The following is a 26,453-nucleotide window of genomic DNA, read 5'->3' on the forward strand; positions in this document are numbered from 1 at the left end:
GTTACCCGTCTTAACCGCAGCCTCCCGAGCCGCAGCTGCAAGATCCGCCGCTGCCGCAACCGCCGCCTGCCTTCTCGTTGCCTGGAACTTTGATCGTATCCGAGATCGAGCCGGCCAACTGCGCAGCCACTTCGTGCAGCAGCTCGTCCAATGCTTGCTCAGCAGCCTTGAAGCGACTCACGCTCGGTATAGCGTCCAGCTCACGCTGAATCGCTTTGACCTTGTCTTTCGCGGCGTGATAATCCGGATGAAACCGGCCGAATCGCTCCGTCTCTTCAAAGGCTTCCTTCGCTTTTGCGAATCGCTTCGTCTCGCGCTGGATGGTCTCGTCCTTCTCAACCAAGGTTTTCCAATATAAATATTCAGCCATTTCGGCCGATTGGTTAATCATATCGCCAAGCTCATAAGCATCGAGCATCATGCGTCCCATGTCGTATGCTTCAACGCGGGAACCGGCATCGTAGAATGGCTCGCTCCATGCCAGTTGCGTTTGCTCATCCGTTGACATTGCTTGCACGTCCCGTCCACTCCCTTCCTCGCTGCCTCCGGATTCGACTATAGTCCGGGGCAACCGAACGTTATCGTACGTTTACAATACGATAAACTTCTATCATCATACCATAGGTCTGATAAAGAGCGGAAGCATCCCTGCCTCAATGTTTGGTAAACTCCGGGATTAAAAGCATCATTTCGTCCCACATATGAGGCGTAAGCTGCGTTCGTTCCACTTGACCATCCCAGCGGAGATCGCCGCTGACGCACCAGCCGCCCTCGTCTTCAACGAGCTTGTCCGGTATAAACGGTACGACTTCCCCTCTTATAGTAAGCTTAACCGCCGTACGCCAACTTAAAGCGCGCTCCACCAATTCCCTGCGTGTAGAAGGGTGATATGCCCGCATCTGGCTTCGCCACGATACCGGCAAGCTGTCCAGTCCTTGGAAATGAATAGCTGGGTCGGCTGGCTTCAACTCCGTCATCCCATTCGTATCATGCGGAAGCAAGACCGGCCTGCCCCCCGGTGTGGGAGTCGCCGGACTTGGTTCAATTTCGTCACGCATGAGGTCGGACAGCGACACCGCGAAGCCATGTGATTTTCCCTTCTCGCGTATCGACCCTGCAGCTTCGCTGATCCACCCCTCGATGGCAACAGCTAAAGCAGCGGGCACTTCTTCGCCGGAGACCGCAGTTAAAAAATCGAAAACCTGTTTGCTCGAGACGCCCGATTCAATCGCCTTACGTACCGAATCCGACTCTAGCCGATATACGACGACGAAGTCGGACGTCGCACGCCGGGCGATCAGCTCCAGGCCAAATGAAGCGATCTGCGACGCTTCCCGAGGAACGAATATATCCCCATCGGGCGCAATACGCGCATACAGTGTTTCAGCAGGCTCGGCAATATCCTCGTTTAAGTCAACGGTCCATCGATAGACCTGTTGACCGTCGAAGAGTGCCGCCTCCTCCATCCAACCCAGATTGGCCATTAAACGGCACCATGCGGTAATGGACTTCACCAGCGCGTGATCAGACACAGCGACGACAGCCGGCGAATACCAACGGTCGCAAGGCCATTCCGCGACGAACGCAGCTGCTTTCGCAAGCGAAGGTTCAGCGGCGGAATACGTCTCCGTCCAGAAGATCGCCAAGGTGCGATCCCGATCCGCTTGCGTTCGTTTAAGCCATAGAAGGAGCCGACGTACGTCCAACCGATATTCGCGTCCTTCCTGCACGAGCCACCCCTCGCAAACGGCAAAATCGAGAAAAAGCGCAAATGGCAGCGGGCATCCCGGTTCCCGTGCGGCCAGATGGAGCGGGTCAAGCTCGTCTTCCTTCATCGCCAGCGCACGAACAACCCTCTCGACCGTACGTTTGGGCCAACTGCCCTTCGCCGTCTGCGCAAGCCCGCATTTCGCCACCTCCGCCAGCCCGTGCATGAGCCGCTCGCCGAACGGAATAGGCGCCTCCTCGTTACTCAAGTTGTACAGTACCATGCTTTCGTCTATAGCATCCGGTGCTTCTATTCGAGACACAGCTTGCCAACAGCCTCGGAACTGCCGCGGGGGGATAAGGTATACCTTATCCCCCCATCCTTTGCGATAGCCCTTTACCAGTCCAGCCAGTTCCAACTCCAGCATGCCCAGCCGATATTCCGCTCCCGAGTAGCCCGGGTGGACATACCGAAGCAGCTGCTCGTCATGAAACGGCAGCATCCCGAATTGCTCAATTACAGTTTGCAGTGTCTGTCTTCCGCTCAGACTTAACCTCTCGACGCTCTTCCTTGCTTCATCGATCGCATTCAATTCGATTCCACTCCCTTAGACTCAACACCGGCCCCCTCGAAGACTGGCTTCTCCCATTTCGTCACCTCGTAGCGGTATCCTTGCTCCAATAAGAATAGCTGGCGTCTGCGGGCGAAGTGCGTCTCCTTGGTGCCTTCGCTCACAAGCGTATAGAACCAAGCGGCGTTCTCGCCTGACTTCGGCCGCAGAATCCGTCCGATTCGCTGCGCTTCCTCTTGACGCGAACCATAACTGCCCGATACCTGAATGGCTACTGCGGCATCCGGAAGATCCACCGCAAAATTGGCGACTTTAGACACGACTAGAACGGGTATATCTCCCGACTTAAAGCCGGCATATAATCGTTCGCGTTCAACGTGAGAAAGTTCGCCGCTTAGTACTGGCGCATTCAGTCGCTCACCAATCTCGTGCAGCTGGCGCAAGTATTGACCGATGACTAGTGCCGGCTTGCCCTTATGGCGCTCCAGCAGCTGGGGCACCGCTTCTATCTTCGCTTTGTTCTCCGCCGCGATGCGGAGTTTCTCCACGCCTGCTGCCTCTTCATAGGTACACTTCTCGTTATCAGGCAGCGGAAGCCGGATTTCTGCGCAGGTCACTTCCGCGATCCACTGCTGCTCCTCGAGTGATTTCCAAGGCATATCGTACCGTTTTGGACCGATCAACGAGAAGACGTCCGTCTCTCTACCGTCCTCACGGACCAACGTGGCGGTAAGCCCTAATCTTCGCGTGGCTTGAAGATCCGCCGTCATGCGGAATACGGGAGCGGGCAGCAAATGTACTTCGTCATAAATTATAAGTCCCCAGTTGCGCTCATTAAAAAGACGCATATGCTCGAATTCATCCGACTTTTGCTTGCGGTGCGTCAGAATTTGGTATGTCGCGATCGTAACCGGCCTTACTTCCTTTGCCTTGCCTGCATATTCGCCGATATGCTCCTCTTTGAGCGTCGTTTTATCCAGCAGCTCTTGCCGCCATTGCTTGACGGAAGTAACGTTGGACGTCAGAATGAGCGTATCGCAATGCAGCCGGCTCAGCGCCCCAATTCCGATCAGCGTCTTACCCGCGCCACAGGGCAGGACGAGCACGCCGCTGCCGCCATCCATCCTTTCCTCGCAGTAGAACATGTCCACCGCCCGCTTCTGGTAATCCCGCAGTTCGAACGGTCTGCCTCCAAGCGTCTCCAATCGCATCCGCACGTTCAACGATTCCCCGTGACGGTACCCTGCCAAATCGATGACGGGGTATCCAATTCTCGCCAGCTCCTGCTTCAGCGCACCGCGCATCTCCGGCTTTGCAACGCGCTCGCCCTCACAGGAGACGTCCAATATCTGCGACAACGAGGGCAGGGCCGATAGCTGATTCAACAGCTTTTCATCCCCGCGCAGCCGAAGCAGGCCATCTTCACTGCGCACAAGCTTCAGCTGACCATATCTGCCCATCAACGTTCGAGTGTGCGCCGTTACCTTCGGTGGCAGATCGTAACAGTTATAACGAGCAAGCTCGTCTATGACCTCATCCGCCGTCATACCGGCTACCGCCGCATTCCACAGGGATAAGGGCGTGATCCGATACGTATGTACGTGACCCGGCCTCTTGGTCAGATCGGCAAATCGGGTTAGCGACAAGCGTGCCGCTTCCGCATCGCGATGCCGCTCATCCAACAGGACGGTCGAATCCGATTGCACGATCAACGGCCGGTCTTCGCGCTTTAGCACGGGTTTATGCACTCCTTTGCACACTTTCTCGCTTCATGCTTTTCTAGTCAGTATGAAATGATCCGTTCGAATTTATTCCTCCTTCTTGCAGGTGAGCATACAAAAAAACGCATGCCCTTCTCGCGGCATGCGTTGCTTGCTGATTGTTTAATTGCACAGTTGTTGATTCCGACTATCGGGAACGCGCAGGCTCGCGATGTTGATCCTCGGAAATGCTGCTGAGCGCCTCGCCGGCCTCGTTGACGAAAATTTCGCGCACCGCCAAGTCGCCGATCGACACGATGCCAAGCAAATTGCCATTCTCTACGACGGGCAGTCTGCGAATTTGGCTTGATGCCATGATTTTGGCCGCGTCGTCGACCGAGATATCCGGCTGAATCGTCCGAATGTCCGTCGTAATGACTTCTGACACAGCCGTCGAACCGGAATGTTTCGCGGCGTAACCGCGGATCACGAGATCCCGGTCAGTCACGACCCCGATCAGCTTCTCGCCTTCAACAACAGGGACGAAGCCGATATCGTGATTCTTCATCAGCACGGCCAATTCATAAATATTATCTTTGGTCGTCGCGGTTACGACGTCTTTGGACATAATTTCCCGGACCTTCTTCATCGTGGATCTTCCCCCTCGTCAGCAGGTGGCATGCTTCTGCCCCGAACGTTAGCTTGATCCGCCAGGACAACCGTCATGCATCGAGGGAGTTGGGAGTTTTAAGCTGGATGCGAGCTCGCATAGTCCTCTGCCATCGCAATCATTAATCGCGCGGATGTAAGCATGGCCCTTTCGTCCACATTGAACTTCGGATGATGATGAGGGAACACAGCCCCCGCCTCTTCATTACCTGCGCCAACGAACATGAAACAGCCTTTGGTTTGCTTCACATAATACGCGAAATCTTCGCCTGCCATAATTAAGGAAGACTCCCGAACGGCTTCTTCACCAAACTGCTCGGCCGCAACGCGAAAGAACCGCTTCGTCTCCCCCTCGTCGTTCACGACTGGCGGGTAGCCCATGCGATAATCTGTCTCCGATTTCGCGCCGTACAGGTCTGCTGTCCGTGCCACGACTTCCTCCAATCGCTCACGGATACTTATGCGTGCTTCTTCCGTAAAGCTCCGCACCGTCCCCTTCAGATGGCAGCGCTCGGCGATTACGTTCGCGGTCGTGCCCGCTTGAATGGATCCGACGGTTACGACGGCGGGCTCAAGCGGATCGACATTGCGGCTGACAATCGACTGCAGCGCTTGAACAAGCGCCGAACCGACGACGACCGTATCGACTGTCTCATGCGGAAGTCCGCCATGTCCGCCTCGCCCGATCAATTCGATATCAAATTCGTCTGCCGATGCCATTAGCGGACCGCTGCGCGTGGCCAAGGTTCCGAATGGGAAAGGCGTCCATAAATGAACGCCGTAGATGACGTCCACTTCTTCCAGCGCCCCGTCCCTGATCATATCCAGCGCACCACCTGGCGTCACTTCTTCTGCAGGTTGGAACAGCAGTCTCCGCTCGCCCGCGAAATCGCCTTCAAGCGACGCGTAATAGGACGCTATACCTAACATGGCCGCCGTATGAGCATCATGGCCACAGGCGTGCATAATACCCGGTACGGACGAAGCATAGTCACAGGTTTTCTCGTCTTGAATCGGCAGGGCATCGATATCCGCTCGAAGCGCGACGACCGGGCCGCCCCGATTGCCCCGAAAGTAGGCCACGACGCCATACCCGCCGACGCCTTCCTTGTACTCGCAGCCAATTGCGCGCAGCTGCTCCGCGATCCATGCCGACGTTCCGCTCTCTTGGAATGACAGCTCGGGATGACGATGCAGGTAGCGGCGCCATGCTACAATATCGGAATAGATGGTTTGCAGATAGTTCTCCACCGAATTAATGTCGTTCATGCCTACAAACCTCCTCGCCTAGTCTTGCGTTTGTACCCTATTGTACCAGAAGCCTGTTCGCTCTCGAAAGTTGTTTTCAGGCGATCCCGTTCCATTTTTCGTTAAACTGTCACTTTTGCCTTATTTCACGCGTTCCCGCAAGGCTTGCACTGGAAAAGGAAACATACTATCATGGATAAAGAAACCTGCCCTGAAGCCGGAAACCGCTTCACAGCGCTCTTGGCTTAACTTTAAGGAGGATCATCCATGATTATCGAGAATACAGGACTTAATGGCCTGACTAGCGACCTAGCCCACCTTGATGAATCCGCGGAGAAAGTCGGGTTTGTCCGTTGGCAATGGGAATATTATCGCGCTACATACGACTTGAAGCTGGAAGACCGCGCTAATCACGCCGAATACTATCTGCGGATCAGCACCCGCGCAATTGAAGGCAAACTGGAATCGCCGCACGCGGTGCTGCAGCTGGAATCCGTATATATCGGACGAGCTACTTTCCCGCATGGTCTGGAATACGAATCCCCGGTTCCGCAACAAATTCTGAACGCGGCAACGCAGCGTTTGCAAGAACTGAAGAAGCTGCTTGCATAGCTAAGAGGCAACCTTATGAAGACAAAAACGAACGGCCTGCGCGGCAGGCCGGATTTTTTGCTTCTCGTCCTCATTTTTGTGCTCGTTGGGTTTGGACTGGTTATGGTGTTCAGTGCCAGCTCTAACATGGCACTGATCAATTATAACGACCCCTTTACTTTCGTGAGGATGCAGTTCTTATGGGCTGTCATCGGCACGTTCATGATGCTCTTTATCATGAATATCCCCTACGTTGCATTCAAGAAAGGCTTCTTGTTGTATTTCATTCCCGCGATTATCATGCTGATTTTAGTTGCGATACCCGGAATCGGCGAAGTTCGGAACGGCGCGCGAAGCTGGTTCGGCATCGGGGGTCTCGGGGTGCAGCCGACCGAGTTCATCAAACTGGGACTCATTTTGTACTTAGGAGCTTTGATTGCAAAGAAAGGCGAGAAGATCCGAGATCTCAAAAAAGGACTCTTCCCCATCTTCGTCATCGTCGGGGCAATCTGCGGATTGATCATGCTTCAGCCCGACTTGGGCGGCTGCATTGTTATTGCCGGCACTTCGCTGTTAATCATCGTGGCCGGCGGGGCGAACCTGAAGCAGCTTATATTCGCGCTCACCATCATACTGCTGTTCGTAGCGGTCGTGGTCAGTATTTCGATGATGAGCAACCCTGATGCCTGGCAGTACCGGATCGATCGTTTTACTGCTTTCCTCGATCCGACGTCGGACGAGCAGTACACCACGTTTCATCTGTCGCGTTCCTTGCAAGCATTGGGTCACGGGGGATTGACGGGGACGGGATTCGGACATAGCGTGCAAAAGCTCACCTATCTGCCCTATGCTTACAGCGATTTTATATTCTCCATTATTGCCGAAGAGTTCGGTTTTATCGGAAGCACGCTGTTCCTCCTCGTCTATCTGCTGTTCATCTGGCGAGGGCTCATTGTTGCGGTACGCTGCCAAGATTCCTATGGGACGATCGTCGGTGTCGGCATCGTCAGTCTCATTGCCATTCAAGCCATTGTCAATATCGGCGGCGTTACCGGCGCAATGCCGTTGACCGGCGTCACCCTGCCGTTCATCAGTCACGGAGGTTCGTCCCTCCTCGTCACGCTCATCTCAATGGGTGTGCTGCTGAGCATATCCCGTGATCATAATAAGCCGGATCGGCAAACGAAGCGAACGACCAAAACTTCACGCACGACCGATGCCGCATCGCAACGAAAAAACCTCCGTCCTTTATAGGATCGGAGGTTTTCTTCGTTCTTGCTTATTTTACCCGGTTCAACTCGTCAAGCTCGTCGTCTTTGAACACGACGCCTTCGACTTTCACATTCACTTCGACGACGTTCAGGCCGGTCATGTTCTCGACCGCTTCGCGAACGTTATCTTGCAAGACGCGGCATACTTCATGAATAGGAATGCCGTATTGCACAATAATACGCAGATCGATCGCAGCTTCCAACTGACCTACTTCCACGGATACGCCTTTCTGTACGTTCTTCCCGCTAATCCGCTTGGCAAGCCCTTCGGAGATCCCGCCCGACATGGCGGCGATTCCCGGTGTTTCCAGCGCTGCAAGTCCCGCGATGGTGGCGACTACGTCATCTGAAATACGAATAATGCCCGTCTGAAGATCCTCTGTCATGCCACACACTCCTCTTTCACCTTATGTTTCCATTGTAATGGAATGAGGGAGCCGGAAGCAAGCGGGGCTACAACCGAAATGGAAGAGTTTACATGCCAATTAATTTTGGTTATAGTTAAAAAGGTTTTCCTCATTACTGGAACGGGGTGTTTCAAACGTGAACCAAAAAATGTTTTTCACAGCGCTCATAGCTCTATTCGTCCTGAGCGGGGTGAGCCACTATGGGCATTGGGGAACGATTCCGGAGTTTGTTCTATCCGCTCTGGCTATATTGTTCGTTGCCGGATTCTTAGGCAAAGCGACGGAGAGCGTGGCTCATTACGCGGGTCAACGGTTGGGCGGGTTTCTCAACGCGACATTCGGTAACGCCGCCGAGCTGATCATCGCGATTTTCCTCGTGCGCGCGGGCGAGTTCGATATGGTCAAAGCAAGCATCACCGGCTCGATTATCGGTAATCTGCTGCTCGTTCTCGGATTAAGCGTCCTGCTTGGCGGCTTGAAGTACAAAGAACAGACGTTTAACGTCCAGTTGGCCGGCCATAATTCGTCGCTCATGATTCTGGCAGTTATCGCACTGTTTATTCCGGCGATCTTCGTGTCCGCCGAACATTTCACGATTGATCAGGACCGCACGCTGAGCATTTCGATCGCAGCCATCTTGATCATCGCGTACATCCTGTGGCTTATCTTCTCGATGATCACCCACAAGTCTATCTTGGCTGATGAAGAAGTGACATCGCCGGACCACGGCGAAGAACCATCCTGGTCGAAGACCACGTCCATTCTATTCCTCGTCGTCGCGACGATCATGACCGCGCTTGTCAGCGAATGGCTTGTCCATACGCTGGATTCGTTCAGCGAGCGCTTCAGCCTGTCAGCGATCTTCGTCGGCGCTTTCCTGGTCGCGATTGTCGGCAATGCGGCCGAACACAGCGCAGCCATCATGCTCGCGTTGAAGAACAAAATCGGCGCGGCCGTCGAAATCGCCGTCGGCAGCAGCCTGCAAATTGCATTATTCGTCGCTCCCGTCCTTGTATTCGTCAGCATGCTGTTCGGAGAGACGATGGATCTCGTGTTTACAACGATCGAGCTGGCCGCCATCGGCGTAGCGGTATTCATCGCTACCTCGATTTCACGCGACGGACGGACGAATTGGTACGAGGGTGCGCTGTTGTTATGCGTATATGTCATCCTTGGTTTTGCGTTCTACCTCGTGTAAGATACCGAAAATGCCAAAGCCGTTCCTATAGGAACGGCTTTTCGTATCCAAAAATAAAAAAAGCAGTTCTAGCAAGAAGAGTACTGTAACCGGCTGGTTTGCAGTACTCTTTCTGCAAGAACTACCCTTTATTGTTCAGCGCCTCATAGAGGACCGCCAAGTTCCGCTCGAGCTTGCTGATGATTTCTTTTCCTTCTGTTTCTCCGACCAATCCGGCACGAACCGCAAAATCGACTTCACGTGAAAACCCATACATTTGGGTGTCCAGTACTTCCTCGTACAACGGACATTTGCGCGTTGCCAAGTTTTCCATTTGGACTTCAATCAGCTTTTCGATTTTATAGGCATCTTCCTGAAGGAGACTGAGCGCTTTTTGGTTCAAATGGATGATTACTTCGGATGAAGACATCGTACTCCCCCTTGTGCATTATTGCTCGCCGTCTTCTATATCTTTTATATTAAACAAAAAGTACCTTTTGCACAAGGACAAAACAAACAAAGCGCCCGGCAATGGTTCTGCCGGGCGCCGCATGTAGGCAAAAAAATTATTCCGAAACGACCGTTACGTTCAAGTTATGCTTAGCGAACACTTCGGCCATGGCAGCTTTTGCTTCTTCCGCATCCGGACCGTGAACATGAAGTTCATAAGCATGATTGCCGACCAGGGTCGTGAACAGACCGAGGATGCTTTTCACATCGATATACTTATTCTCCGCTTGGAGTACGATGGATGACCGGAATTTATTAGCCGTTTGGGAAATGTCTACGATCGCTGCATTATTGGACATGCGAATCCCTCCATGAGTTAGATACTAAAATACAAACGCTTTCTTTCACTATACCCTTATTCTGGATTCCGTTCAAGAGGGCCTTGAAATTACTTCAAACTTTCTGGATTCAGCCCTTCCAGCTCGGGAACGACGAAAATGCCGTCTTTGCGGATGAGACGATCGTCGAAGTAAACTTCGCCGCCACCGTATTCCGGACGCTGAATCAATACCAAGTCCCAGTGGACAGCCGAACGGTTGCCGTTATCCGTCTCCTCATAGGCTTGCCCCGGCGTAAAATGCAGACTGCCCGCGATTTTTTCATCGAACAAAATATCTTTCATTGGATGCAAAATATGCGGATTAAACCCGAGGCTAAATTCGCCGATATATCGAGCGCCTTCGTCGGTGTCGAGAATCTCGTTCAGCTTGGCCGTATCATTCGCCGTTGCCTCAACGATCTTGCCGTTCTCGAACGTGAACGAGACATTCTCGAACGTCACACCCGAATAAACGGACGGTGTATTGTATGTAATTGTTCCTTGCACGCTGCCGCGCACCGGGCAGCTGAACACTTCGCCATCCGGGATGTTCCGATGACCGGAGCATTTCTTCGCGCCGATTCCTTGGATTGAGAACGTCAGGTCAGTGCCCGGCGATACAATCCGCACCTTATCGGTCTTCGACATGAGCTCGGCTAGCGGATCCATCGCTTTGTCCATTTTGGCATAATCTAGATTGCACACGTCGAAATAAAAATCCTCGAACGCCTCCGTGCTCATATTCGCAAGCTGCGCCATGGACGCGTTCGGGTACCGAAGGACAACCCATTTCGTATGCTTCACGCGCTGTTCCGAATGAACGGGATGCCGGTATAACTTCTCGTATAGCTGCATATTCTCGCCCGGTACATCGGAGAGTTCGTTCGCGTTCTCTCCGGAGCGGATCGCGATATAGCCCTGCATGTTCTCCATCCGCTTTAGATCGAAGGAAGCCCATAGTTCGATTTGTTCTTTCGTCGCATGCTTCAGCAGCGTACGGAGCACCGAACGGTCGCTCGTCTCCACGAACGGCCTGCCGCCGCGCTTCGCCACTTCTTCGATAAGCAGTTTGGCAAGCTCCCGCTCCGAACCAATCATATCAATCAATACATTGTCCCCCGGCTGCACATCAATGGAATATCCCGCCAGGTTCGATGCGAGTACCTGTAACCGTTTGTCGCGCATAGAAGTCCACATCCTTATCCAACAATTTAACTTCTATATCCTATCACGTTTGATAACTGGATGCACTTAACTGCGCAGATCCGGTTTAATTTCCAGCGTGAGTTGGCGTGATTCCGAGTATGGCCTGCCAGCTCGCTTATAATGAAGGACCGTATTCTCGGTTAGCTTCCCCGGCAGCAGTTTCTTGCGGTCAATGACCAGCCGGTAGGTTGTATCGACCGATAAGGATTGGACCATCTCCTCCAGCAGATTGCGCGAGGCGCGAATTTCCACATCCTTCTTACCTGGTAATGAGTGGCTGACCTGGTTCTTGTCCAACTTCTTCGCGCCGAATTGTCCGGTATCCTCCCATTTGGCCGAGAGCGTACGGACCCACCGGTTGCGTGCTAGCTCTGGATCGGCATGAATAAGAAGCACCGTCGAACGCGTATTGGACTCCACCTGCTCCAGCTCGGTCCTTTGCGCTTCAGCCTGGACCTGCTTGAGATAAGCCATTGGATCGCGAACGGCGTATTGCTCGATCTGGCGAGCCGAAGCCGCTTCCAGCCGAATTTGATCGTGGTGCTCGACCTGCCCTCCGAAACGGACAACTTCCTTCATGCTTCCTCCGTCTTTCACCCCGCTTTCACCGCTGAACCGGTACACGTCAATTCCGGCTAAACCCGATACCGATAAACGCAGCAATTCCTTCGGTTCCTTCACCATCAGCGGTTGCCCCCCGCAGCCTGCTTGTGAAATCCCAGTCAACCATAACCCGAACGCCACCATGGCAACTCGCCGTCTGCTCCCCATTCGCATGTCCCCTTCCTGTCGGATGCCTAATCAGACATAGCGTCTGTATCCAACTGGTTCCTTATGCGGCGGGTCGAGCGCCCCCTTCAGAAAGCCCCTTAAAAACACAAAAACACGGGTTCTCGTCCGTGTTTATCGAAGTCTGACTATGAGGCGACTATTATCCGGTTTCTTCCGCTGTTCTTCGCTTCGTACAAGGCCATATCCGCCTTATAGAATAGCGATTCCACGCTAATTTTATCATCCTCGAACGTCCATTCCGAAATCCCGCACGAGACGGTCACGCTTGGGTGCGTTCCCTGTTCCACTCTCGTCCGGATGCGTTCGGCAATCCGATAAGCCTGCTCAGAACGGATCTGGGGCAAATACACCGCCAATTCTTCCCCGCCCCATCTTGCCGCAATATCGCTTTCCCGGATACAGGAGCGAATCACGTCGCTAACACCGATCAGAATTTGATCGCCAACCAGATGGCCATAGGTGTCGTTGACTTGCTTGAAGTGGTCAATATCTACGACGACGAGCGAGCCGCAAGGGTCTTTCCGCTGCTTCGATTGAATACGTTCATTCAAATAATGCCGCGCATGAAGTCCGGTCAAATTATCCGTGATGACCATCCGCCTTACCTCGGCGTGAAGCGATGCGTTCGATATGGCAAGACCGATATGCGTGGTCAAAACCTGCAGCAGCTTATAATTATCGTATGAGAAGAAATTCGGCGACTTGTGAGTCACGATAATAACACCGACGATCGAGGCCCCATCCATGATTGGAGCTGCGATAATCGAACGAGATCCGGTTTCGTCCATTAGTTTGGAGGCCACCTGCCTCGTATTCCAATAATCAGACGTAATGACCGGTTCCTTCGTTCTGTGTACAATGCCGGCATACCCGTAATCAAGAGGTACCATATCTTTCGTCAAAAACGGCAAATTACTCGCCACATACTGAAAGACGTCTTTCTCCCGGTTGAGTTGAAGCACACAGCAGTGGTCCGCTTTGAAAATATGAAGCAGTTCGTTCATCGTGAATTCGAAAATCTCGCTCAGCCGAAGCGATTGGTTCAAACGCTTGGTCAGTTCATTGATCATTTGCAGCTCCGTAATGAGCACATTGGATTGCTCGTACAATTTCGCGTTCTCGAAGGCAGAACCCGCCGTAGAAGCGATGAGCGTAAATGCTTTGAACTCCGATTCATCCCAATGCCTGCCGCTGAAACTTACGCCGAGAACGCCGTATACCGCTTGTTTGCCGCTCATCGGAATCGCTAATCGAACGCTGCCGCTCTTCAATTGATCCTTCTGGGGCACCCCTTCGAGAAAAGCGCGGGAATAAAGATCGTCCGGGTCGCCCCGCATCTGCAGCGGCTTGATTCTAGAGTCTCCGTTCACGAAATCCTGCGAAAGATAGAGGTTGAAATCCGCGTAAGGCGTGTAGGTCTCGATATATGCAAGGAGCTCACGGATAACCGATGAAACGTCGTTCTGGTCATGCAGCCGCTTCCCAATCTCCAGCATCGCTTCGCGCCTAGTCGCCTCCGTCTCCGCTGCATGCTGTTTGTACAGCGCCTCTTTCATGCGGACATGGTCAAAGCGAGCTTCCAAAATGGAACGGAGATGAAAAACGGAGGACCGGAACATGCCCTGCTGCATCGAGCCCGGATCGTCCTGACCGTATATCGAAGACCATACGAGTATGGCTAACAATCCGTCGTCGTTCCGGCTTCTCAACGGTTCGGCTGTACAAATCTGTCCTGTTTGCCTTTGCCCCGTTGCCGATACTATGGCCGCAAGCCGACTTAGTTCCTCCGGTGCTGTCCAATCCTCGTGCGTGCAGACGACGAAGCGACCATCCGTATCGTACAGTGCCACCCGAACCTTCCCCACTACATAATCGCCCGCTTCGCTCATCCATTGTTCGAAGCTATCCAGCATGATCTCCGCCGCTGCCGGAGCATCCATTCCCGACGCCGTCAAGGCATTCGCCTTCATGGACGTCTGAACTTCGCTCGACGGGCTGGCTATTGGACGATGAGCCTCCGTCCGTCCAGATGGCATCGATTTATTCATAGTCGCAGCACCCGCCTGAATATCATGTCTTTGGTTCTATGAGTATCATAGCTCAAATTGGGAAAATGTGCACTAGAATAGTCATATAATACTAGTAAACGATCGCAAATTTTAACTATTTTAGGTTTTGTTCGCGCAAGGGATTATACTTGACAATGCCCTGTGAATTCAATAAACTTTATAGATGAATATTGGTTCGGTTTTGTGTCACCCTCACGGAGGCTGTCGCTGTCAGGTCAGCGGCTGAACTTACCTGCCAGATGAATCTCGGATGGTTCTTCTCGACAGCACTCGGCGAAACTCCAATTTTCGAACATAACATTGAAGAAGGAGTGTCACGACACATGGCACGCTATACAGGTCCTAAATTTAGATTGAGCCGCCGTCTGGGTATTTCCCTGAGCGGTACTGGCAAAGAATTGAAACGCGCTTTCCCTCCAGGTCAACACGGCCCTAACCAACGCAAAAAGTTGAGCGGTTACGGCGTACAATTGATGGAGAAACAAAAGCTGCGTCACATGTACGGCGTAAACGAAAAACCTTTCCGCAACCTGTTCGACAAGGCTGCTAAAATGAAAGGTAAATCCGGCGAAAACTTCATGGTTCTCCTTGAAAGCCGTCTGGACAACCTCGTTTACCGTCTTGGCTTCGCGGGTTCCCGCGCTGGCGCACGTCAGCTCGTTTCCCACGGCCACGTTACTGTGAACGGCAAAAAAGTCGACATCGCTTCCTACTCCGTAGCAGTAGGCGACGTAATCGGTCTTCGCGAGCGCAGCCGCGGTCTGAAGTCGGTTAAAGAAGCACTGGAAGGCCGCAACTTCCTTCCAAACTACCTGGAATTCAACGATGCAGCAGTAGAAGGCAAGTATGTTCGCCTTCCTGAGCGCGCTGAACTTCCACAAGAAATCGACGAGAAACAAATCGTCGAGTTCTACAGCCGTTAATAAGTCGGGGCTGTCCCCCGCATTCGTTCGCGAATGCGGAAGGACAGCCCCTTCTTTATGGCCATTTTCGGCAATGCTAATCGTTTTCTTCTTCCGCAGTCGAAGCTTGCGTATGTGGAGCAAGCGGGAGCACTTGCGCCTGTGGCGTTGGTGTACTCGCGGCAGGAATTCTGCTTTTCGTCAAACCTTGAATGAGCGCATTCACATCCAAGCCCGATACGCTCTTCAGCATCTCTGGCGCGGTCGCCATGAGCGAGGTCACGTAATTGCTGACTCTCGCGGCGCCTTCCCCATGCCCGGTATCGACAACCGTTAGCTTATCGATGCCTTTGATTGGCTCTGCCACTTTACCCGCCAGCTCAGGCAGCATTTTGACGACAATATCGAGTACGGCCGCCTCGCCGAATTTCTCGAACGCCTGGGCCAGCTTCTCTTTCGCTTCCGCCTCCGCCAGACCACGCAGTCGGATGACTTCGGCTTCTGCGGTTCCCTTCGCCTTCTCCGCCTCCGCGATCGCAAGACCCTCCAGTCGTTTCTGCTCGGCATTTGCCCGCGCTTCTGCTTCAATGCGATACTGCATGGCATCGGCCTCACGCAGCCGTTTCGCCTTATCCGCCTCAGCCGCTTGCTCGACCGCATAACGCTCAGCGTCCGCTTTCTTCTTCACTTCCGCATCGTACTGCTTCTCGCGGCGGAGAATCTCTTTTGCTTCCAAATCAATTTCGCGTTCCTTCCGCACAAGCTCGACGCGCATTTGCTCTTCCACGACAGACTGCTTGGCGCGCGCCTCTTGAATGGCATAGGCTTGGTCTGCTTCCGCCTTGGCCGTATCCTGTTCCCGTTTGAAGGAGGCGACCTTCAGCTCCTTGTCTTTATCCGCTTCGGCGATGTTCGTATCCCGCAGCAGCTCCGCCTTCTGCCCTTCCTCTTCGGCTCTGGCCTTCTGAATTCTCGAATCGCGAATCGCTTCCGCTTCGGCAATGTCGGCATCCCTCTTCACCGCCGCGATGCGCGGTTTGCCGAGCGCTTCCAGGTAGCCGTGTTTGTCGCGAACATCTTTGATCGTGAAGGATACAATCAATAGCCCCATTTTCTTCAAATCGCGAGCGGCCACGCCTTGCACTTCTTGGGCGAATCTATCCCGGTTCCGATATACTTCTTCCACCGTCATCGAACCAAGAATCGCGCGCAGATGCCCTTCGAGCACTTCCTGCGCTTCAGACTTCAACGACTCGATCGGCTTGCCCATGAACTGTTCGGCCGCAGTCGCCACATCCTCGATGGAACCACCGATTTTGATAATGGCAACGCCATCCGCCAGCACCGGAACACCTTGTTCTGTATACACTTCCGGCGTAGAGACGTCCAGCTTATGGGAGAGCAGCGACAAAAACTCGGCCCGCTGGAAGATCGGGAGAATGAACGCTCCCCCGCCGCGCACGATTTTGATTCTGCGGCCGGATTCGTCCGAAGCCACGTTCGAACTGCCGAGGAACGAACCGGTAACGATCATGGCTTCGTCCGGTCCCACCGTTTTGTAGCGCGCCCAGAATGCAAGACCTAGCACCACGATAACGCCAACGACGATCGAAGGAATTAATAGAAAATCTGGCATGATGAACTTCCACCCTTCTCATTCAAGCTGTAAATTATGGGACGAAACGAACTAGAAATCGACTTTCGATACGAGCAGCGTGCCCTCTTGCGCGTTGACCTCAATCACGACGACTTTGGCGCCTGCCGGGATGGATTCTCCTTCGTAGCCCGATGCGATATGATGGGTAACCCCTCCACCGATTCTGAGCGTGATTTCTCCGTATCCTCCTGCAGGGACGGGTACTAGCACCTCCGCGAGCCTGCCGTTAAGATCGCGAATCGAATACCCTACCGAGCTCTCACTACGTTCCATAGGACGAATGTAGAGAAAATACATGCCGACCGCGGCAACGATCGCTATGAGGATCGCCAGTATCACGGTTGACGTCGGACTCGTACCCGTGTACCGATGAAGCAGCAGACCTGCACCGCCGAATACGGTAATGCCGCTGACGATCGCCGTTGGCTGAAACACCTTGTGACCGTCCATCGAAAGAAAGTCAAGAGCGCCGTCGAGCGCCAAGCTTAACCAATCTCCGAGAATGACGCTCACGAGCGCGAACAAAACTCCCCCTGCCAGACAAGACCAGAATAACGCCTCCATATGCCCTCCCATCGATCCAATTATTTGAAGCGGTTCCTGATTTTTATTACGCGCAACCTCCCCCCAAAGTTGCGTTTCAGCACGAAATATTTTAGCGATAAAAGAAAATAAAGGGCAGGCAGCACCCTATGTTTTCGTTAATTTTCGGCAGCGCTTCCTGATTTCCACCGTCGATCTATGCTATAATTACTACTGTTAATCGGAGGAGGAATCGATCGAAAGATGGATGAAGACCGTCAGCAGAATGCGAAGGGTTACAGCGGATGGCGGACGTTCGGCGTCGTAACGCTCATTACGTTAAAATGGCTATTCATTTTCGGATTATTAATTGGATTATTGGTCGGCGGGGCCGTGACGGGGTATGTCGCCGCGCTTGTCAAAGACGATCCCGTACGCTCGCGCGCGGAGATCGAAGCGCAAGTCAACGAGAATGCGATCACCGGCTTTGCTTATTTCAACGATGGGCAGACCCCGATCGGCCAGCTTCGAACCGAAGAAGACCGTCGGTTAATCGAAGAGAAAGATATACCGCAAGTCATTATCGACGCGGTGCTGGCCACGGAGGACAACAACTTCTACGAGCATATCGGGGTCGATATTAACGGTCTTGGCCGCGCGGTCAAGCAGAAGGTGTTGAACGAAGACGTGCAGACCGGCGGCAGTACGCTGACCCAGCAGCTGGCAAGGCGCGTATTTTTGAACTTGGACAAGACGGACAGCCGCAAGGTGAAAGAGATTTTTCTCTCGCTTCGGCTGGAGCGTTTCTTGACCAAACCGCAAATCTTAACGGCGTACCTGAACAAGGTCCCATTCGGAACGGGCGCGAACGGCTATAATTTATACGGCATTAAAGCCGCTTCCAAAGGGATCTTCAATATTGCCGACCTGAATAAGCTCAATATTGCCCAAGCCGCTTACTTGGCTGGTCTCCCGCAGCGGCCGTCGGCGTATACCGCGTTCACGAGCAAAGGCACGTTCAACGAGAAGAACTTCAAGCTCGCGATGGATCGCCAGAAGATCGTACTCGCGCGCATGCTGGAGACGAAGCGCATTACGCAGGCGCAGTACGACGAAGCGATCGCATTTGACATCAAAGGCTCACTGGCGCCTCTCACGAAGAAAGCCTATTCCACGTTCCCTTATCTCATGCTGGAAACAGAGCGGCAAGCTGCGGAAATTCTGCTTATGCAGAAAGATCCGAACCTGACTTTGACCGACGTTCGCAAGAAAGAGAACGCCACGCTCGTTGAAGAAGCCAGACAAGAGCTGCTCCGCAACGGGTACCGGATCTATACGACGATCGACAAAAAGGTTTACAACCTGATGCATGCGATCGGGTCGAATCCGGACAATTTCTCGCCGGACAGCAAAGAGAAAGGCGTCGAGCAGATTGCCGCCATTATGATCGATCACAAGACAGGCGCGATTTTGGGCATGCTCGAAGGCCGCGATTTTTACGAAGAACAGATGAACCACGCCACGCAAATGACGCGTCAGCCAGGGTCGACGATGAAGCCGATTGCCGCTTATTTGCCGGCCATCGATAAAGGCCTTGTCCAGCCGGGCAGTATCCTGGACGACGCTCCCGTCGTATTCAAAGACGGCGTCAAAGGGTTCCATATTCCGAAAAACTCGGATAATAAGTATCATGGTCTCGTAACTGCCCGGGAAGCGCTCAACCGATCGCTTAACTTGCCTGCGCTGAAAGTATTCAACGATAAAGTCACGATCGGCGAAGCTTGGAATTTCGCGCGTAAGCTCGGGATTACCACGCTCCAGCCGGAAGACGAATACGCGCAAACCGGTGTTATTGGGGGATTAAGCGTCGGGGTGTCCGTCGAGGAATTAACGAATGCCTACGGGGCTATCGCCAACAACGGCGTATTCAACGACGCCTACATGATCAGCCGCATTACCGACTCGGAAGGCCATACGGTCTACGAGCATAAGGCGAAGCCGCAGCGCGTCTTCTCCGAGCAATCGGCGTTCCTCATGACCGACATGCTCCGTACGGTCATCTCGGACGGCAGCGGCACAGGCCACAAGCTCATGAACGAGTACAAGAATTACAAGACTATCCCGATCGTCGGCAAAACAGGCTCGACACAGAGCTATGGCGATGTATGGTTCGAAGGCTACACACCGGACATTACGCTTGGCGTATGGGCCGGCTACGAGAAGCAGATCAACACCTTATCCAAGGCCGGCCGAACACGCGCTAGGCAAATCTGGGCAAAGATCATGAACGACGTAACAGAAGCTAGACCTGATCTGTTCCCGACCAAAGAGTTCACCAAACCAGACAATATCGTAAAAGCAACCGTATCGAGCGTCAGCGGCAAAAAGCCGACGGAGTTAACGCGGTCGATGGGCATGCTCGTAACGGATTGGTTCAACAAACTTTACTTGCCGAAAGAGTCAGATGACGCCTTGATCAAGATGGCTTACATTCCCTATAACGGCGTCAACTATGTCCCGCAAACAACCACGCCGGCGGATATGGTTCGCGAGCAGGTCGTCGTGAAACGGGAGAAACCGCTTGACGTGCTCATGGCGGAGATCGAGAAGGCGCAAGCCAAACTCCCGTCAGATAGCAGACGTCCGATGAGCTTCTTCCTGCCGATGGATGCGAAACTCGATGCACCGTCGAAGTCTGATCCCCGCGTGGATGACGGTGGCGCACCTTCCCCGCCGAGTAATGTACGGCTCGAGCTGGTTCAGGGCAACAGCGCGTTCCGCATTACATTTGCGGCTTCGCCGGAGAAGGATGTCGTCGGTTACCGTTTATATCGTTCCGCGAGCGGATCCGCGTTTACACGAAGCGGCAGTCCGGTATTAACCGGTGAAGAAACGCGATTCGTCGATTACATTACGGCCGGCGTTCATTACCAATATTACGTCACTGCTGTTGACGTGGGCGGACATGAATCCGCGCCAAGCGTCATTACCACGTCGAACGGTCAGCAGATTGGCGGACCACCTGCGAATTCTACCGAAGGTACGGAGCAGGCAAGCGAGGGCGAAGGCACTGTCCTGCCGAACGAAGGCAGCAGTACCGCAGGAACAGACATTCCGACAAGTCCGGCGCCGCCGACCGGTCTGAAAGCTATAACAACCTCTCTCGGCGTAAGAATCGAGTGGCAGCCAAACGCGGATGCCGAACAAGTGACAGCTTACAACGTGTATTACAGTGCTGGTAGCGACGGCAATTATCAGAAACTCACCACCGTCGCGGATACCAAATTTGATTACATCGTCTCCAACGTGAACGGTATGTATTTCATTACCGCCGTCAACGCCGCTGGAGAATCCGATGGTTCTGCAACTATAACGGTAGGTCCGTGATAAAATACCAACCCGAAAAACCAAAAAGCTTCCATCCCCTTCGAGGGATGGAAGCTTTTTGTCATGATCAATATGGATGATCGCCGTTAATCTTCGATCGTCGACAAGTCGCCGGTCGGCAGATTCAATTCCCAAGCCTTGAGTACCCGGCGCATGATTTTACCGCTGCGGGTCTTCGGCAGTTTGTCTTTGAACTCGATCTCGCGCGGTGCGGCATGAGCGGATAGACCGTCTTTTACGAACTTGGCAATTTCGGCTTTCAGTTCATCGGATGGCGAGAAGCCTTCGCGCAGCGCGATGAAAGCTTTGATAATCTCGCCGCGCATCGGATCCGGCTTCCCGATTACGCCAGCTTCGGCTACAGCGGGATGTTCGACGAGCTTGCTCTCGACTTCGAACGGTCCTACACGCTCGCCCGCCGTGTTGATCACATCGTCTATGCGGCCTTGGAACCAAAAGTAACCATCTTCATCTTGATATGCGGAGTCACCGGAAATATACCAGCCAGGAATGCGGAAGTATTCCTCATATTTTGCTGGATTATTCCAAATTTGGCGCATCATCGAAGGCCATGGTGTCTTAATCGCCAAATTCCCCATCCGATACGGCGGGAGCTTATTGCCGGCATCGTCAATGATGGCTGCTTCCACGCCTGGCAGCGGTTTGCCCATCGAGCCCGGTTTGATGTCCATGCACGGATAATTGCAGATCAATTGTCCACCCGTTTCGGTCATCCACCATGTATCGTGAATACGCTGGTTGTATACCTTCTGCCCCCAACGCACCACTTCCGGATTAAGCGGCTCACCAACGCTCAGCACATGCCGCAGACTGCTCAGATCGTATTGGTTCACAACGTCGTCTCCCGCGCCCATCAGCATACGGAACGCGGTCGGCGCGCTGTACCAAACGGTAACGTTGTACTTCTGCAGCGTTGTATACCAATCTTGCGGACTGAAACGGCCGCCGCGGATAACATTCGTCGCGCCATTGAGCCATGGAGCAAAGATACCATAGGAGGTTCCTGTGACCCAACCTGGATCGGCCGTGCACCAGTAGATATCGTCCGGCTGCAGATCAAGTACCACGCGGCCCGTGAAGTAGTGTTGGATCATGGCGTTCTGGACGTGGAGCACGCCCTTCGGCTTGCCAGTCGAGCCAGACGTATAATGGATAATGAGACCGTCTTCGCGTCCGAGCCACTCGATCTCCGCTGCTTCGGAAGCATTCGCCATATGGGCATGATAGTCCACGATGCCCTCTTCTTCCTGCACGTCGTCGCCAACGACGATAATATGCTTCAACTCCGGAAGCTCGCTGCGAAGGATTCGCGGCAGGAGCGCAGGCGTCGTGACGATTGCAACCGCGGCGCTATCCTGCAGCCTGTCGCGGACAGCCGTTTCCATAAACGCCTCGAACAATGGGCCAACGATCGCGCCGACTTTCAATATCCCGAGCAAGCTTGTGTACAGCTCCGGTGTGCGCGGCATGAAGATAAACACACGCTCGCCCTTACCTATGCCAAGTCCGCGCAGCACGTTCGCGAATTTGTTGGATTTTTTCGAAATTTGCTCGTACGTGTAAGATTCGTCGCGCTTCGCATCGCTGTAATATAACGCTACTTTCCCCCCTCTGCCTTCTTCGACATGGCGGTCGACCGCTTCGTAAGCCATGTTCACCTTGCCGGTAGCGTGCCATGAAAACTGCTGTTCCACCTGCTCGAAATTAAACTGCTTGTACGTTTCTTCATAACTTGCCATGTTGGAGCCGGAAGCCGTCGCCGGGATCCGTTCTTGATGCATGTTTACCATACTCATCATCCTCCCAAACATTATAAAGGCAGTCGCCTGAACGCATCCCTGTCATGACGGGACACATTCGATTTGAAGCAGCGAAATAACGCGACTTTACACGTATCTAGTCGAGCGTTCGCGGAAGAAATAAGAATGCGCTTTCACGATTATACCACAACCGCTGGTCAATCATCCATTCTTTTCATAAATCCGAAACCATGTTATAAGTGTAAATAGCAGTTGCTTGCCTGATTCTAAATCGGACAAGGTTGGGTGAAAGGAGCTATGACAGTTGGAACATCGCAAGGTGAGGCATGCGGAGCGTCTCCCCTATCAGAACCGCGACATCGTCATCGAGGGACCGGTACCTGCTGCGGAACTCGCGCATTACACGCTGCACTCGGATCTCGACGCATTCCGAAGGCCGCCCGAACAGCATAAGGCGCTTATTGAGATCGCCGAACTGATCGAAGGACGAATCATAATCGCACGCGATGCCGAGACGATCGTCGGTTACGTGACCTTCCACTATCCGGACGAGCTGGAGCGCTGGTCGGAAGGCGGCATGGAGGATTTAATCGAGCTCGGCGCCATCGAGGTCGCGGACAGTTATCGCTCGCTTGGTCTGGGCAAACGCATGATCCAGACAGCATTCGAGGGTGAACAGTTGGAGAACGCCATTGTATATACGACCGAATATTATTGGCATTGGGATTTGGAAGGAACCAAGTTAAACGTTTGGGATTACCGTTCGATGATGGAGAAGCTGATGCAGTCCGTCGGTATGGTCTGGTTTGCCACTGACGATCCGGAAATCTGCGCGCATCCGGCCAATTGCTTGATGGTTCGTATAGGCAAGGACGTACCGCTCTCCTCGGTTGAACAATTCGACCGCGTTCGATTCCGGCAGCGGTTCATGTATTAATGAGGAGGACGATGGGACGATGACGGCGAATGCCGTATTTATACATCATCCGGGCGCTGCCCGATATCAATTCCATGACGATCACCCTTTTCACCCCAAACGGCTTCCGCTCGCGGCGGACTTGTTGAGGGAATCCTCTGCGCTGCAAGATGAAGATCTGCTGACGGCCGCTAGCGCGGAGGACAGCGATCTTGCGCTTGTTCACCGGCAGGACTATATCCAAGCGGTGCGCGAATTAAGTAAGGCCAATCCTTCGCCGACTTGGATCGAACAGGCTGAACGGTACGGTCTGCGCTCCGAAGACACCCCCTACTTCAAAGGTATGCATGCGGCAGCCGCGGCTATTGCCGGTGGATCGATCAAAGCCGCTGAAGTGGTCGCCTCCGGTCAGGCGCTTCATGCTTATCATATGGCAGGCGGACTGCATCATGCCTTCCCTGAACGGGGTGCTGGCTTCTGCGTCTATAACGATGCCGCCGTTGCGATTGCGGCCGTTCGGCAGAAATACGGCATGCGTATTTTGTATGTCGATACAGACGTGCATCACGGAGACGGCGTACAATGGGTGTTCTACAACGATCCGGATGTCTGCACGTATTCCATCCATGAGACGGGCAAGTATCTCTTCCCTGGCACGGGCTTTGTCCATGAACGCGGGAGCGAGCTCGGTTTCGGAACGAGCTTCAATATTCCCGTCGAACCTTACACGGAGGATGACTCCTGGCTGGAGAGCTTCCGCCAATCGCTCGAAAAAGTAACCGCTTCCTTTAAGCCCGATATGATCATCAGTCAGCACGGTTGTGATGCCCATGCGCTGGACCCGCTCTCTCACGTCCACTGCAGCATGCGAATCTATCAAGCCATGCCTGCTATTATTCACGATCTGGCTCACCGTTATTGCTCAGGCAGATGGGTAGCCATCGGAGGCGGCGGATATGATATCTGGCGCGTTGTACCGCGTGCATGGTCGCTTGTATGGATGGAGATGACGAATCACCCTATTAGCGCCAAACTCGCCGCAGACGGCCATAACGAGCCTCTTCCAGCTTCCTGGATTGAGCGCTGGGCAGCCGAAAGCCCGGAGACGCTGCCGACGCACTGGCTTGACGATGTCGCTGAATGGGCACCGATGCCGCGTCGAACGGAAATCACCGAACGCAATCGAACTACCGTTCAAATCGCCATTCAGCATCTTTAGTCGCCCACAAGAAAAGGCTAGCCGCTGCACTCCCAAGGAGTCCATACGGCTAGCCTAATGTCTTATATATGCTGAATCATATCGTCGATGATTCGATGAGAGTTGACGGACGCTTCTACTGTAAATTCTGCGAAATTGACATGTGCCGAGCCATCGGCCTTGTCCGACATCGCACGAATGACAACGAACGGAACCTCATTCATCGCGCACACTTGAGCAAGTGCAGCTCCTTCCATCTCCGCGCAGGCACCACCGAGCTCCTCGAATAACGAACGCACCGTATCACGCGATGCAATGAACTGGTCTCCGGAGAGTACCTTCCCCTTCACGCTGCGTCCTGGGAAATGACGCTCGCTGGCGGCGATCGCAAGCTCCATAAGCGCTTCATCTGCACGCCACTCCGAAACATCCTGGAATGGAATTTGACCGCGAGCGAAACCAAGCGGCGTTACATCCATATCGTGCTGCAAGCAGCTGGACGAGACGACGATATCGCCGATGTTCAATGCCGGATCTACGGCTCCCGCAACACCCGTGAACAACACGCAGTCAACGCCTGCGTCGATCAGCAGCTGCGTGCATACCGCAGCATTCACTTTGCCGACGCCGGATTTGCAGAACACGACATCACGCCCATGGAATTTGCCTTCCACGTAAGTAATGCCTGCCTTGGTGAAGGAACCTGTCTTCTCCACATGTTGATGAAGCAGTTCGATTTCTTCCACCATCGCTCCGATAATGCCGATTTTCTTGAAATTGTTAGTCATTATTTTGCGCTTACCGATTGACGCTTGACGATCTCGTGCGGGAGCACGACTTTCGCATGGTCAACGTTTTCCTTCTTCATTAATTTGGTGAGCAGACGCATGGAGACGGCTCCGATATCGTACATCGGCTGCGCGACAGCTGTCAGCTGAGGACGCACCATGGATGCCATCCGGCTGTTATCTACAGAAATGACCGATATATCCTGCGGAACCTTCAAGCCGGAGTCTTGAATGCTATGAATGGCGCCGATCGCCATCTCGTCCGTCGCTGCGAATACGGCCGTTGGATGGTTCTCAAGTCCAAGGAAATACTTCATCGCTTCCGTTCCAGATTCATACCGATAGTTGCCAATACGCACCAAGTCTTCGTCGTAGGTAATGCCTGCGGTCTCAAGTGCACGCTTGTACCCTTGGAAACGCGCGAAACCGTTAGCCGGATCTTGCAGCGTTCCGCTGATCATGCTGATCCGGGTATGGCCTTCGTTGATCAAGGCTTGTACCGCATCGAATGCAGCCGCTTCGTGATCGATGTCAACGGACGGAATCAGACCGTTCTCGTCCGTCGTCGCGCAAAGGACAATCGGCACGTTCGCGGTCTTGAACGCCTGCAAGTGCTCGTCCGTCACAGCGCCGCCCATGAACAGCAGGCCATCGACCTGCTTCTCTAGGAGCGTGTTGATCACTCGGATTTCTTTCTCTTTGCGCTTATCCGCATTGCAAAGAATGATATTGTAGTGATACATATTCGCTATGTCTTCGATTCCGCGCGCCACTTCCGCGAAAATCGCGTTCGAAATATCCGGAATGACGACACCGACGGTTGTCGTCTTCTTGCTGGCCAGACCGCGCGCAACGGCATTCGGCCGATATCCGAGCCTCTCAATGGCTTCGAATACTTTCTTGCGAGTCTGCGGCTTCACGTTCGGGTTGTTGTTCACCACCCGCGAAACAGTCGCCATCGAAACGCCAGCTTCTCTTGCTACATCATAAATGGTTACTGTCACGGTCCTTCTCTCCATTAGTTCAAATTTTCAGCTCTCGCTCCGCATTACTTTACCGTAATG

At 53.4% G+C, this 26,453-nt stretch carries 23 protein-coding genes; 7 read left to right on the forward strand and 16 right to left on the reverse strand.

Going from position 1 to position 26,453, the window contains the following annotated elements; translation table 11 throughout:
- Positions 1–10: 10 nt before the first annotated feature.
- The 5 genes from ACFFSY_RS31945 to ACFFSY_RS31965 all read right to left on the reverse strand — a co-directional run bounded on the left by ACFFSY_RS31945 (position 11) and on the right by ACFFSY_RS31965 (position 5,917).
- A complete protein-coding gene (locus ACFFSY_RS31945) occupies positions 11–508 on the reverse strand; it encodes a YlbF/YmcA family competence regulator (protein ID WP_377502152.1) in 498 nt (165 codons plus the stop codon).
- 145 nt (positions 509–653) lie between these two features.
- Positions 654–2,300 carry a helicase-associated domain-containing protein gene (locus ACFFSY_RS31950; RefSeq protein WP_377501924.1) on the reverse strand — a complete coding sequence of 549 codons (1,647 nt, stop codon included), beginning with the start codon at positions 2,298–2,300 and terminating at the stop codon, positions 654–656.
- The gene (locus ACFFSY_RS31955) at positions 2,297–4,015 is read right to left on the reverse strand and encodes a DNA repair helicase XPB (protein ID WP_377501927.1); all 1,719 of its coding nucleotides are present in this window, start codon (positions 4,013–4,015) and stop codon (positions 2,297–2,299) included. The genes ACFFSY_RS31950 and ACFFSY_RS31955 overlap by 4 nt, the downstream gene beginning before the upstream one ends.
- Before the next feature lie 172 nt (positions 4,016–4,187).
- The gene (locus ACFFSY_RS31960) at positions 4,188–4,628 is read right to left on the reverse strand and encodes a CBS domain-containing protein (protein WP_377501930.1); all 441 of its coding nucleotides are present in this window, start codon (positions 4,626–4,628) and stop codon (positions 4,188–4,190) included.
- A 98-nt stretch (positions 4,629–4,726) separates the two neighbouring features.
- Entirely contained in the window at positions 4,727–5,917 is a 1,191-nt protein-coding gene (locus ACFFSY_RS31965) for a M20 metallopeptidase family protein (protein WP_377501933.1), read from the reverse strand.
- 246 nt (positions 5,918–6,163) lie between these two features.
- Between ACFFSY_RS31965 and ACFFSY_RS31970 the strand changes: the two genes are divergently transcribed.
- Together ACFFSY_RS31970 and ftsW are read left to right on the forward strand one after the other, a co-directional pair.
- The gene (locus ACFFSY_RS31970) at positions 6,164–6,508 is read left to right on the forward strand and encodes a YugN family protein (protein WP_377501936.1); all 345 of its coding nucleotides are present in this window, start codon (positions 6,164–6,166) and stop codon (positions 6,506–6,508) included.
- 15 nt (positions 6,509–6,523) lie between these two features.
- A complete protein-coding gene (gene ftsW, locus ACFFSY_RS31975; RefSeq protein ID WP_377501939.1) occupies positions 6,524–7,741 on the forward strand; it encodes a putative lipid II flippase FtsW in 1,218 nt (405 codons plus the stop codon).
- Between the two features lie 25 nt (positions 7,742–7,766).
- Here the strand turns inward: ftsW and ACFFSY_RS31980 are convergent, their stop codons facing one another.
- Positions 7,767–8,144, reverse strand: coding sequence for an Asp23/Gls24 family envelope stress response protein (locus tag ACFFSY_RS31980; protein WP_377501942.1), 378 nt, complete (start codon positions 8,142–8,144; stop codon positions 7,767–7,769).
- A 157-nt stretch (positions 8,145–8,301) separates the two neighbouring features.
- Here ACFFSY_RS31980 and cax point away from each other — a divergent pair, with 157 nt between their 5' ends.
- Entirely contained in the window at positions 8,302–9,363 is a 1,062-nt protein-coding gene (gene cax / locus ACFFSY_RS31985; protein ID WP_377501945.1) for a calcium/proton exchanger, read from the forward strand.
- A gap of 121 nt (positions 9,364–9,484) precedes the next feature.
- Here cax and ACFFSY_RS31990 read toward each other — a convergent pair whose 3' ends face one another.
- The 5 genes from ACFFSY_RS31990 to ACFFSY_RS32010 all read right to left on the reverse strand — a co-directional run bounded on the left by ACFFSY_RS31990 (position 9,485) and on the right by ACFFSY_RS32010 (position 14,217).
- Entirely contained in the window at positions 9,485–9,772 is a 288-nt protein-coding gene (locus ACFFSY_RS31990; RefSeq protein ID WP_377501948.1) for an Fpa/YlaN family protein, read from the reverse strand.
- Positions 9,773–9,908: 136 nt separating this feature from the next.
- The gene (locus ACFFSY_RS31995; protein ID WP_377501951.1) at positions 9,909–10,151 is read right to left on the reverse strand and encodes an HPr family phosphocarrier protein; all 243 of its coding nucleotides are present in this window, start codon (positions 10,149–10,151) and stop codon (positions 9,909–9,911) included.
- A gap of 89 nt (positions 10,152–10,240) precedes the next feature.
- Entirely contained in the window at positions 10,241–11,356 is a 1,116-nt protein-coding gene (locus ACFFSY_RS32000) for an aminopeptidase (protein WP_377501954.1), read from the reverse strand.
- 66 nt (positions 11,357–11,422) lie between these two features.
- On the reverse strand, positions 11,423–12,148 hold the full coding sequence (locus tag ACFFSY_RS32005; protein WP_377501957.1) for a hypothetical protein: 726 nt from the start codon (positions 12,146–12,148) through the stop codon (positions 11,423–11,425).
- A 146-nt stretch (positions 12,149–12,294) separates the two neighbouring features.
- The gene (locus tag ACFFSY_RS32010; protein ID WP_377501960.1) at positions 12,295–14,217 is read right to left on the reverse strand and encodes a sensor domain-containing diguanylate cyclase; all 1,923 of its coding nucleotides are present in this window, start codon (positions 14,215–14,217) and stop codon (positions 12,295–12,297) included.
- Between the two features lie 344 nt (positions 14,218–14,561).
- On the opposite strand from ACFFSY_RS32010, the gene rpsD reads away from it, so the two are divergent.
- The gene (rpsD, locus tag ACFFSY_RS32015) at positions 14,562–15,161 is read left to right on the forward strand and encodes a 30S ribosomal protein S4 (RefSeq protein WP_377501963.1); all 600 of its coding nucleotides are present in this window, start codon (positions 14,562–14,564) and stop codon (positions 15,159–15,161) included.
- A gap of 76 nt (positions 15,162–15,237) precedes the next feature.
- Here rpsD and floT read toward each other — a convergent pair whose 3' ends face one another.
- Positions 15,238–16,776: a flotillin lipid rafts scaffold protein FloT gene (floT, locus tag ACFFSY_RS32020; protein WP_377501966.1), complete on the reverse strand. Its 1,539-nt coding sequence runs from the start codon at positions 16,774–16,776 to the stop codon at positions 15,238–15,240.
- Between the two features lie 51 nt (positions 16,777–16,827).
- On the reverse strand, positions 16,828–17,361 hold the full coding sequence (locus tag ACFFSY_RS32025) for an NfeD family membrane protein (RefSeq protein ID WP_377501969.1): 534 nt from the start codon (positions 17,359–17,361) through the stop codon (positions 16,828–16,830).
- 222 nt (positions 17,362–17,583) lie between these two features.
- Here ACFFSY_RS32025 and ACFFSY_RS32030 point away from each other — a divergent pair, with 222 nt between their 5' ends.
- Entirely contained in the window at positions 17,584–20,706 is a 3,123-nt protein-coding gene (locus ACFFSY_RS32030) for a transglycosylase domain-containing protein (protein ID WP_377501972.1), read from the forward strand.
- Between the two features lie 86 nt (positions 20,707–20,792).
- Here ACFFSY_RS32030 and acsA read toward each other — a convergent pair whose 3' ends face one another.
- Positions 20,793–22,517 carry an acetate--CoA ligase gene (acsA, locus tag ACFFSY_RS32035; protein ID WP_377501975.1) on the reverse strand — a complete coding sequence of 575 codons (1,725 nt, stop codon included), beginning with the start codon at positions 22,515–22,517 and terminating at the stop codon, positions 20,793–20,795.
- A gap of 274 nt (positions 22,518–22,791) precedes the next feature.
- On the opposite strand from acsA, the gene ACFFSY_RS32040 reads away from it, so the two are divergent.
- Positions 22,792–23,424: a GNAT family N-acetyltransferase gene (locus tag ACFFSY_RS32040; RefSeq protein WP_377501978.1), complete on the forward strand. Its 633-nt coding sequence runs from the start codon at positions 22,792–22,794 to the stop codon at positions 23,422–23,424.
- Between the two features lie 19 nt (positions 23,425–23,443).
- Entirely contained in the window at positions 23,444–24,622 is a 1,179-nt protein-coding gene (locus tag ACFFSY_RS32045) for an acetoin utilization protein AcuC (RefSeq protein WP_377501981.1), read from the forward strand.
- Positions 24,623–24,684: 62 nt separating this feature from the next.
- On the opposite strand, the gene ACFFSY_RS32050 is transcribed toward ACFFSY_RS32045, so the two are convergent.
- Together ACFFSY_RS32050 and ccpA are read right to left on the reverse strand one after the other, a co-directional pair.
- Complete coding sequence (locus tag ACFFSY_RS32050; protein ID WP_377501984.1) at positions 24,685–25,389, reverse strand: 5'-methylthioadenosine/adenosylhomocysteine nucleosidase; 705 nt, start codon at positions 25,387–25,389, stop codon at positions 24,685–24,687.
- Positions 25,389–26,393: a catabolite control protein A gene (gene ccpA / locus ACFFSY_RS32055; protein ID WP_377501987.1), complete on the reverse strand. Its 1,005-nt coding sequence runs from the start codon at positions 26,391–26,393 to the stop codon at positions 25,389–25,391. Before ccpA ends, ACFFSY_RS32050 begins: the two co-directional genes overlap by 1 nt.
- Positions 26,394–26,453: the final 60 nt, after the last annotated feature.

This window comes from Paenibacillus aurantiacus, assembly GCF_042431225.1.
In the GTDB taxonomy this organism is placed as follows: domain Bacteria; phylum Bacillota; class Bacilli; order Paenibacillales; family Paenibacillaceae; genus Paenibacillus_Z; species Paenibacillus_Z aurantiacus.

Excerpts from the sequence above, each read along its gene's own strand:
- ACFFSY_RS31945 (WP_377502152.1), bottom strand. The coding sequence starts at position 508 with ATGTCAACGGATGAGCAAACGCAACTGGCATGGAGCGAGCCATTCTAC.
- ACFFSY_RS31960 (WP_377501930.1), bottom strand. The coding sequence starts at position 4,628 with ATGAAGAAGGTCCGGGAAATTATGTCCAAAGACGTCGTAACCGCGACG.
- ACFFSY_RS31965 (WP_377501933.1), bottom strand. The coding sequence starts at position 5,917 with ATGAACGACATTAATTCGGTGGAGAACTATCTGCAAACCATCTATTCC.
- ACFFSY_RS31970 (WP_377501936.1), top strand. The coding sequence starts at position 6,164 with ATGATTATCGAGAATACAGGACTTAATGGCCTGACTAGCGACCTAGCC.
- ftsW (WP_377501939.1), top strand. The coding sequence starts at position 6,524 with ATGAAGACAAAAACGAACGGCCTGCGCGGCAGGCCGGATTTTTTGCTT.
- ACFFSY_RS31980 (WP_377501942.1), bottom strand. The coding sequence starts at position 8,144 with ATGACAGAGGATCTTCAGACGGGCATTATTCGTATTTCAGATGACGTA.
- ACFFSY_RS31990 (WP_377501948.1), bottom strand. The coding sequence starts at position 9,772 with ATGTCTTCATCCGAAGTAATCATCCATTTGAACCAAAAAGCGCTCAGT.
- ACFFSY_RS31995 (WP_377501951.1), bottom strand. The coding sequence starts at position 10,151 with ATGTCCAATAATGCAGCGATCGTAGACATTTCCCAAACGGCTAATAAA.
- ACFFSY_RS32000 (WP_377501954.1), bottom strand. The coding sequence starts at position 11,356 with ATGCGCGACAAACGGTTACAGGTACTCGCATCGAACCTGGCGGGATAT.
- ACFFSY_RS32005 (WP_377501957.1), bottom strand. The coding sequence starts at position 12,148 with ATGGGGAGCAGACGGCGAGTTGCCATGGTGGCGTTCGGGTTATGGTTG.
- ACFFSY_RS32010 (WP_377501960.1), bottom strand. The coding sequence starts at position 14,217 with ATGAATAAATCGATGCCATCTGGACGGACGGAGGCTCATCGTCCAATA.
- rpsD (WP_377501963.1), top strand. The coding sequence starts at position 14,562 with ATGGCACGCTATACAGGTCCTAAATTTAGATTGAGCCGCCGTCTGGGT.
- floT (WP_377501966.1), bottom strand. The coding sequence starts at position 16,776 with ATGCCAGATTTTCTATTAATTCCTTCGATCGTCGTTGGCGTTATCGTG.
- ACFFSY_RS32025 (WP_377501969.1), bottom strand. The coding sequence starts at position 17,361 with ATGGAGGCGTTATTCTGGTCTTGTCTGGCAGGGGGAGTTTTGTTCGCG.
- ACFFSY_RS32030 (WP_377501972.1), top strand. The coding sequence starts at position 17,584 with ATGGATGAAGACCGTCAGCAGAATGCGAAGGGTTACAGCGGATGGCGG.
- acsA (WP_377501975.1), bottom strand. The coding sequence starts at position 22,517 with ATGGTAAACATGCATCAAGAACGGATCCCGGCGACGGCTTCCGGCTCC.
- ACFFSY_RS32045 (WP_377501981.1), top strand. The coding sequence starts at position 23,444 with ATGACGGCGAATGCCGTATTTATACATCATCCGGGCGCTGCCCGATAT.
- ACFFSY_RS32050 (WP_377501984.1), bottom strand. The coding sequence starts at position 25,389 with ATGACTAACAATTTCAAGAAAATCGGCATTATCGGAGCGATGGTGGAA.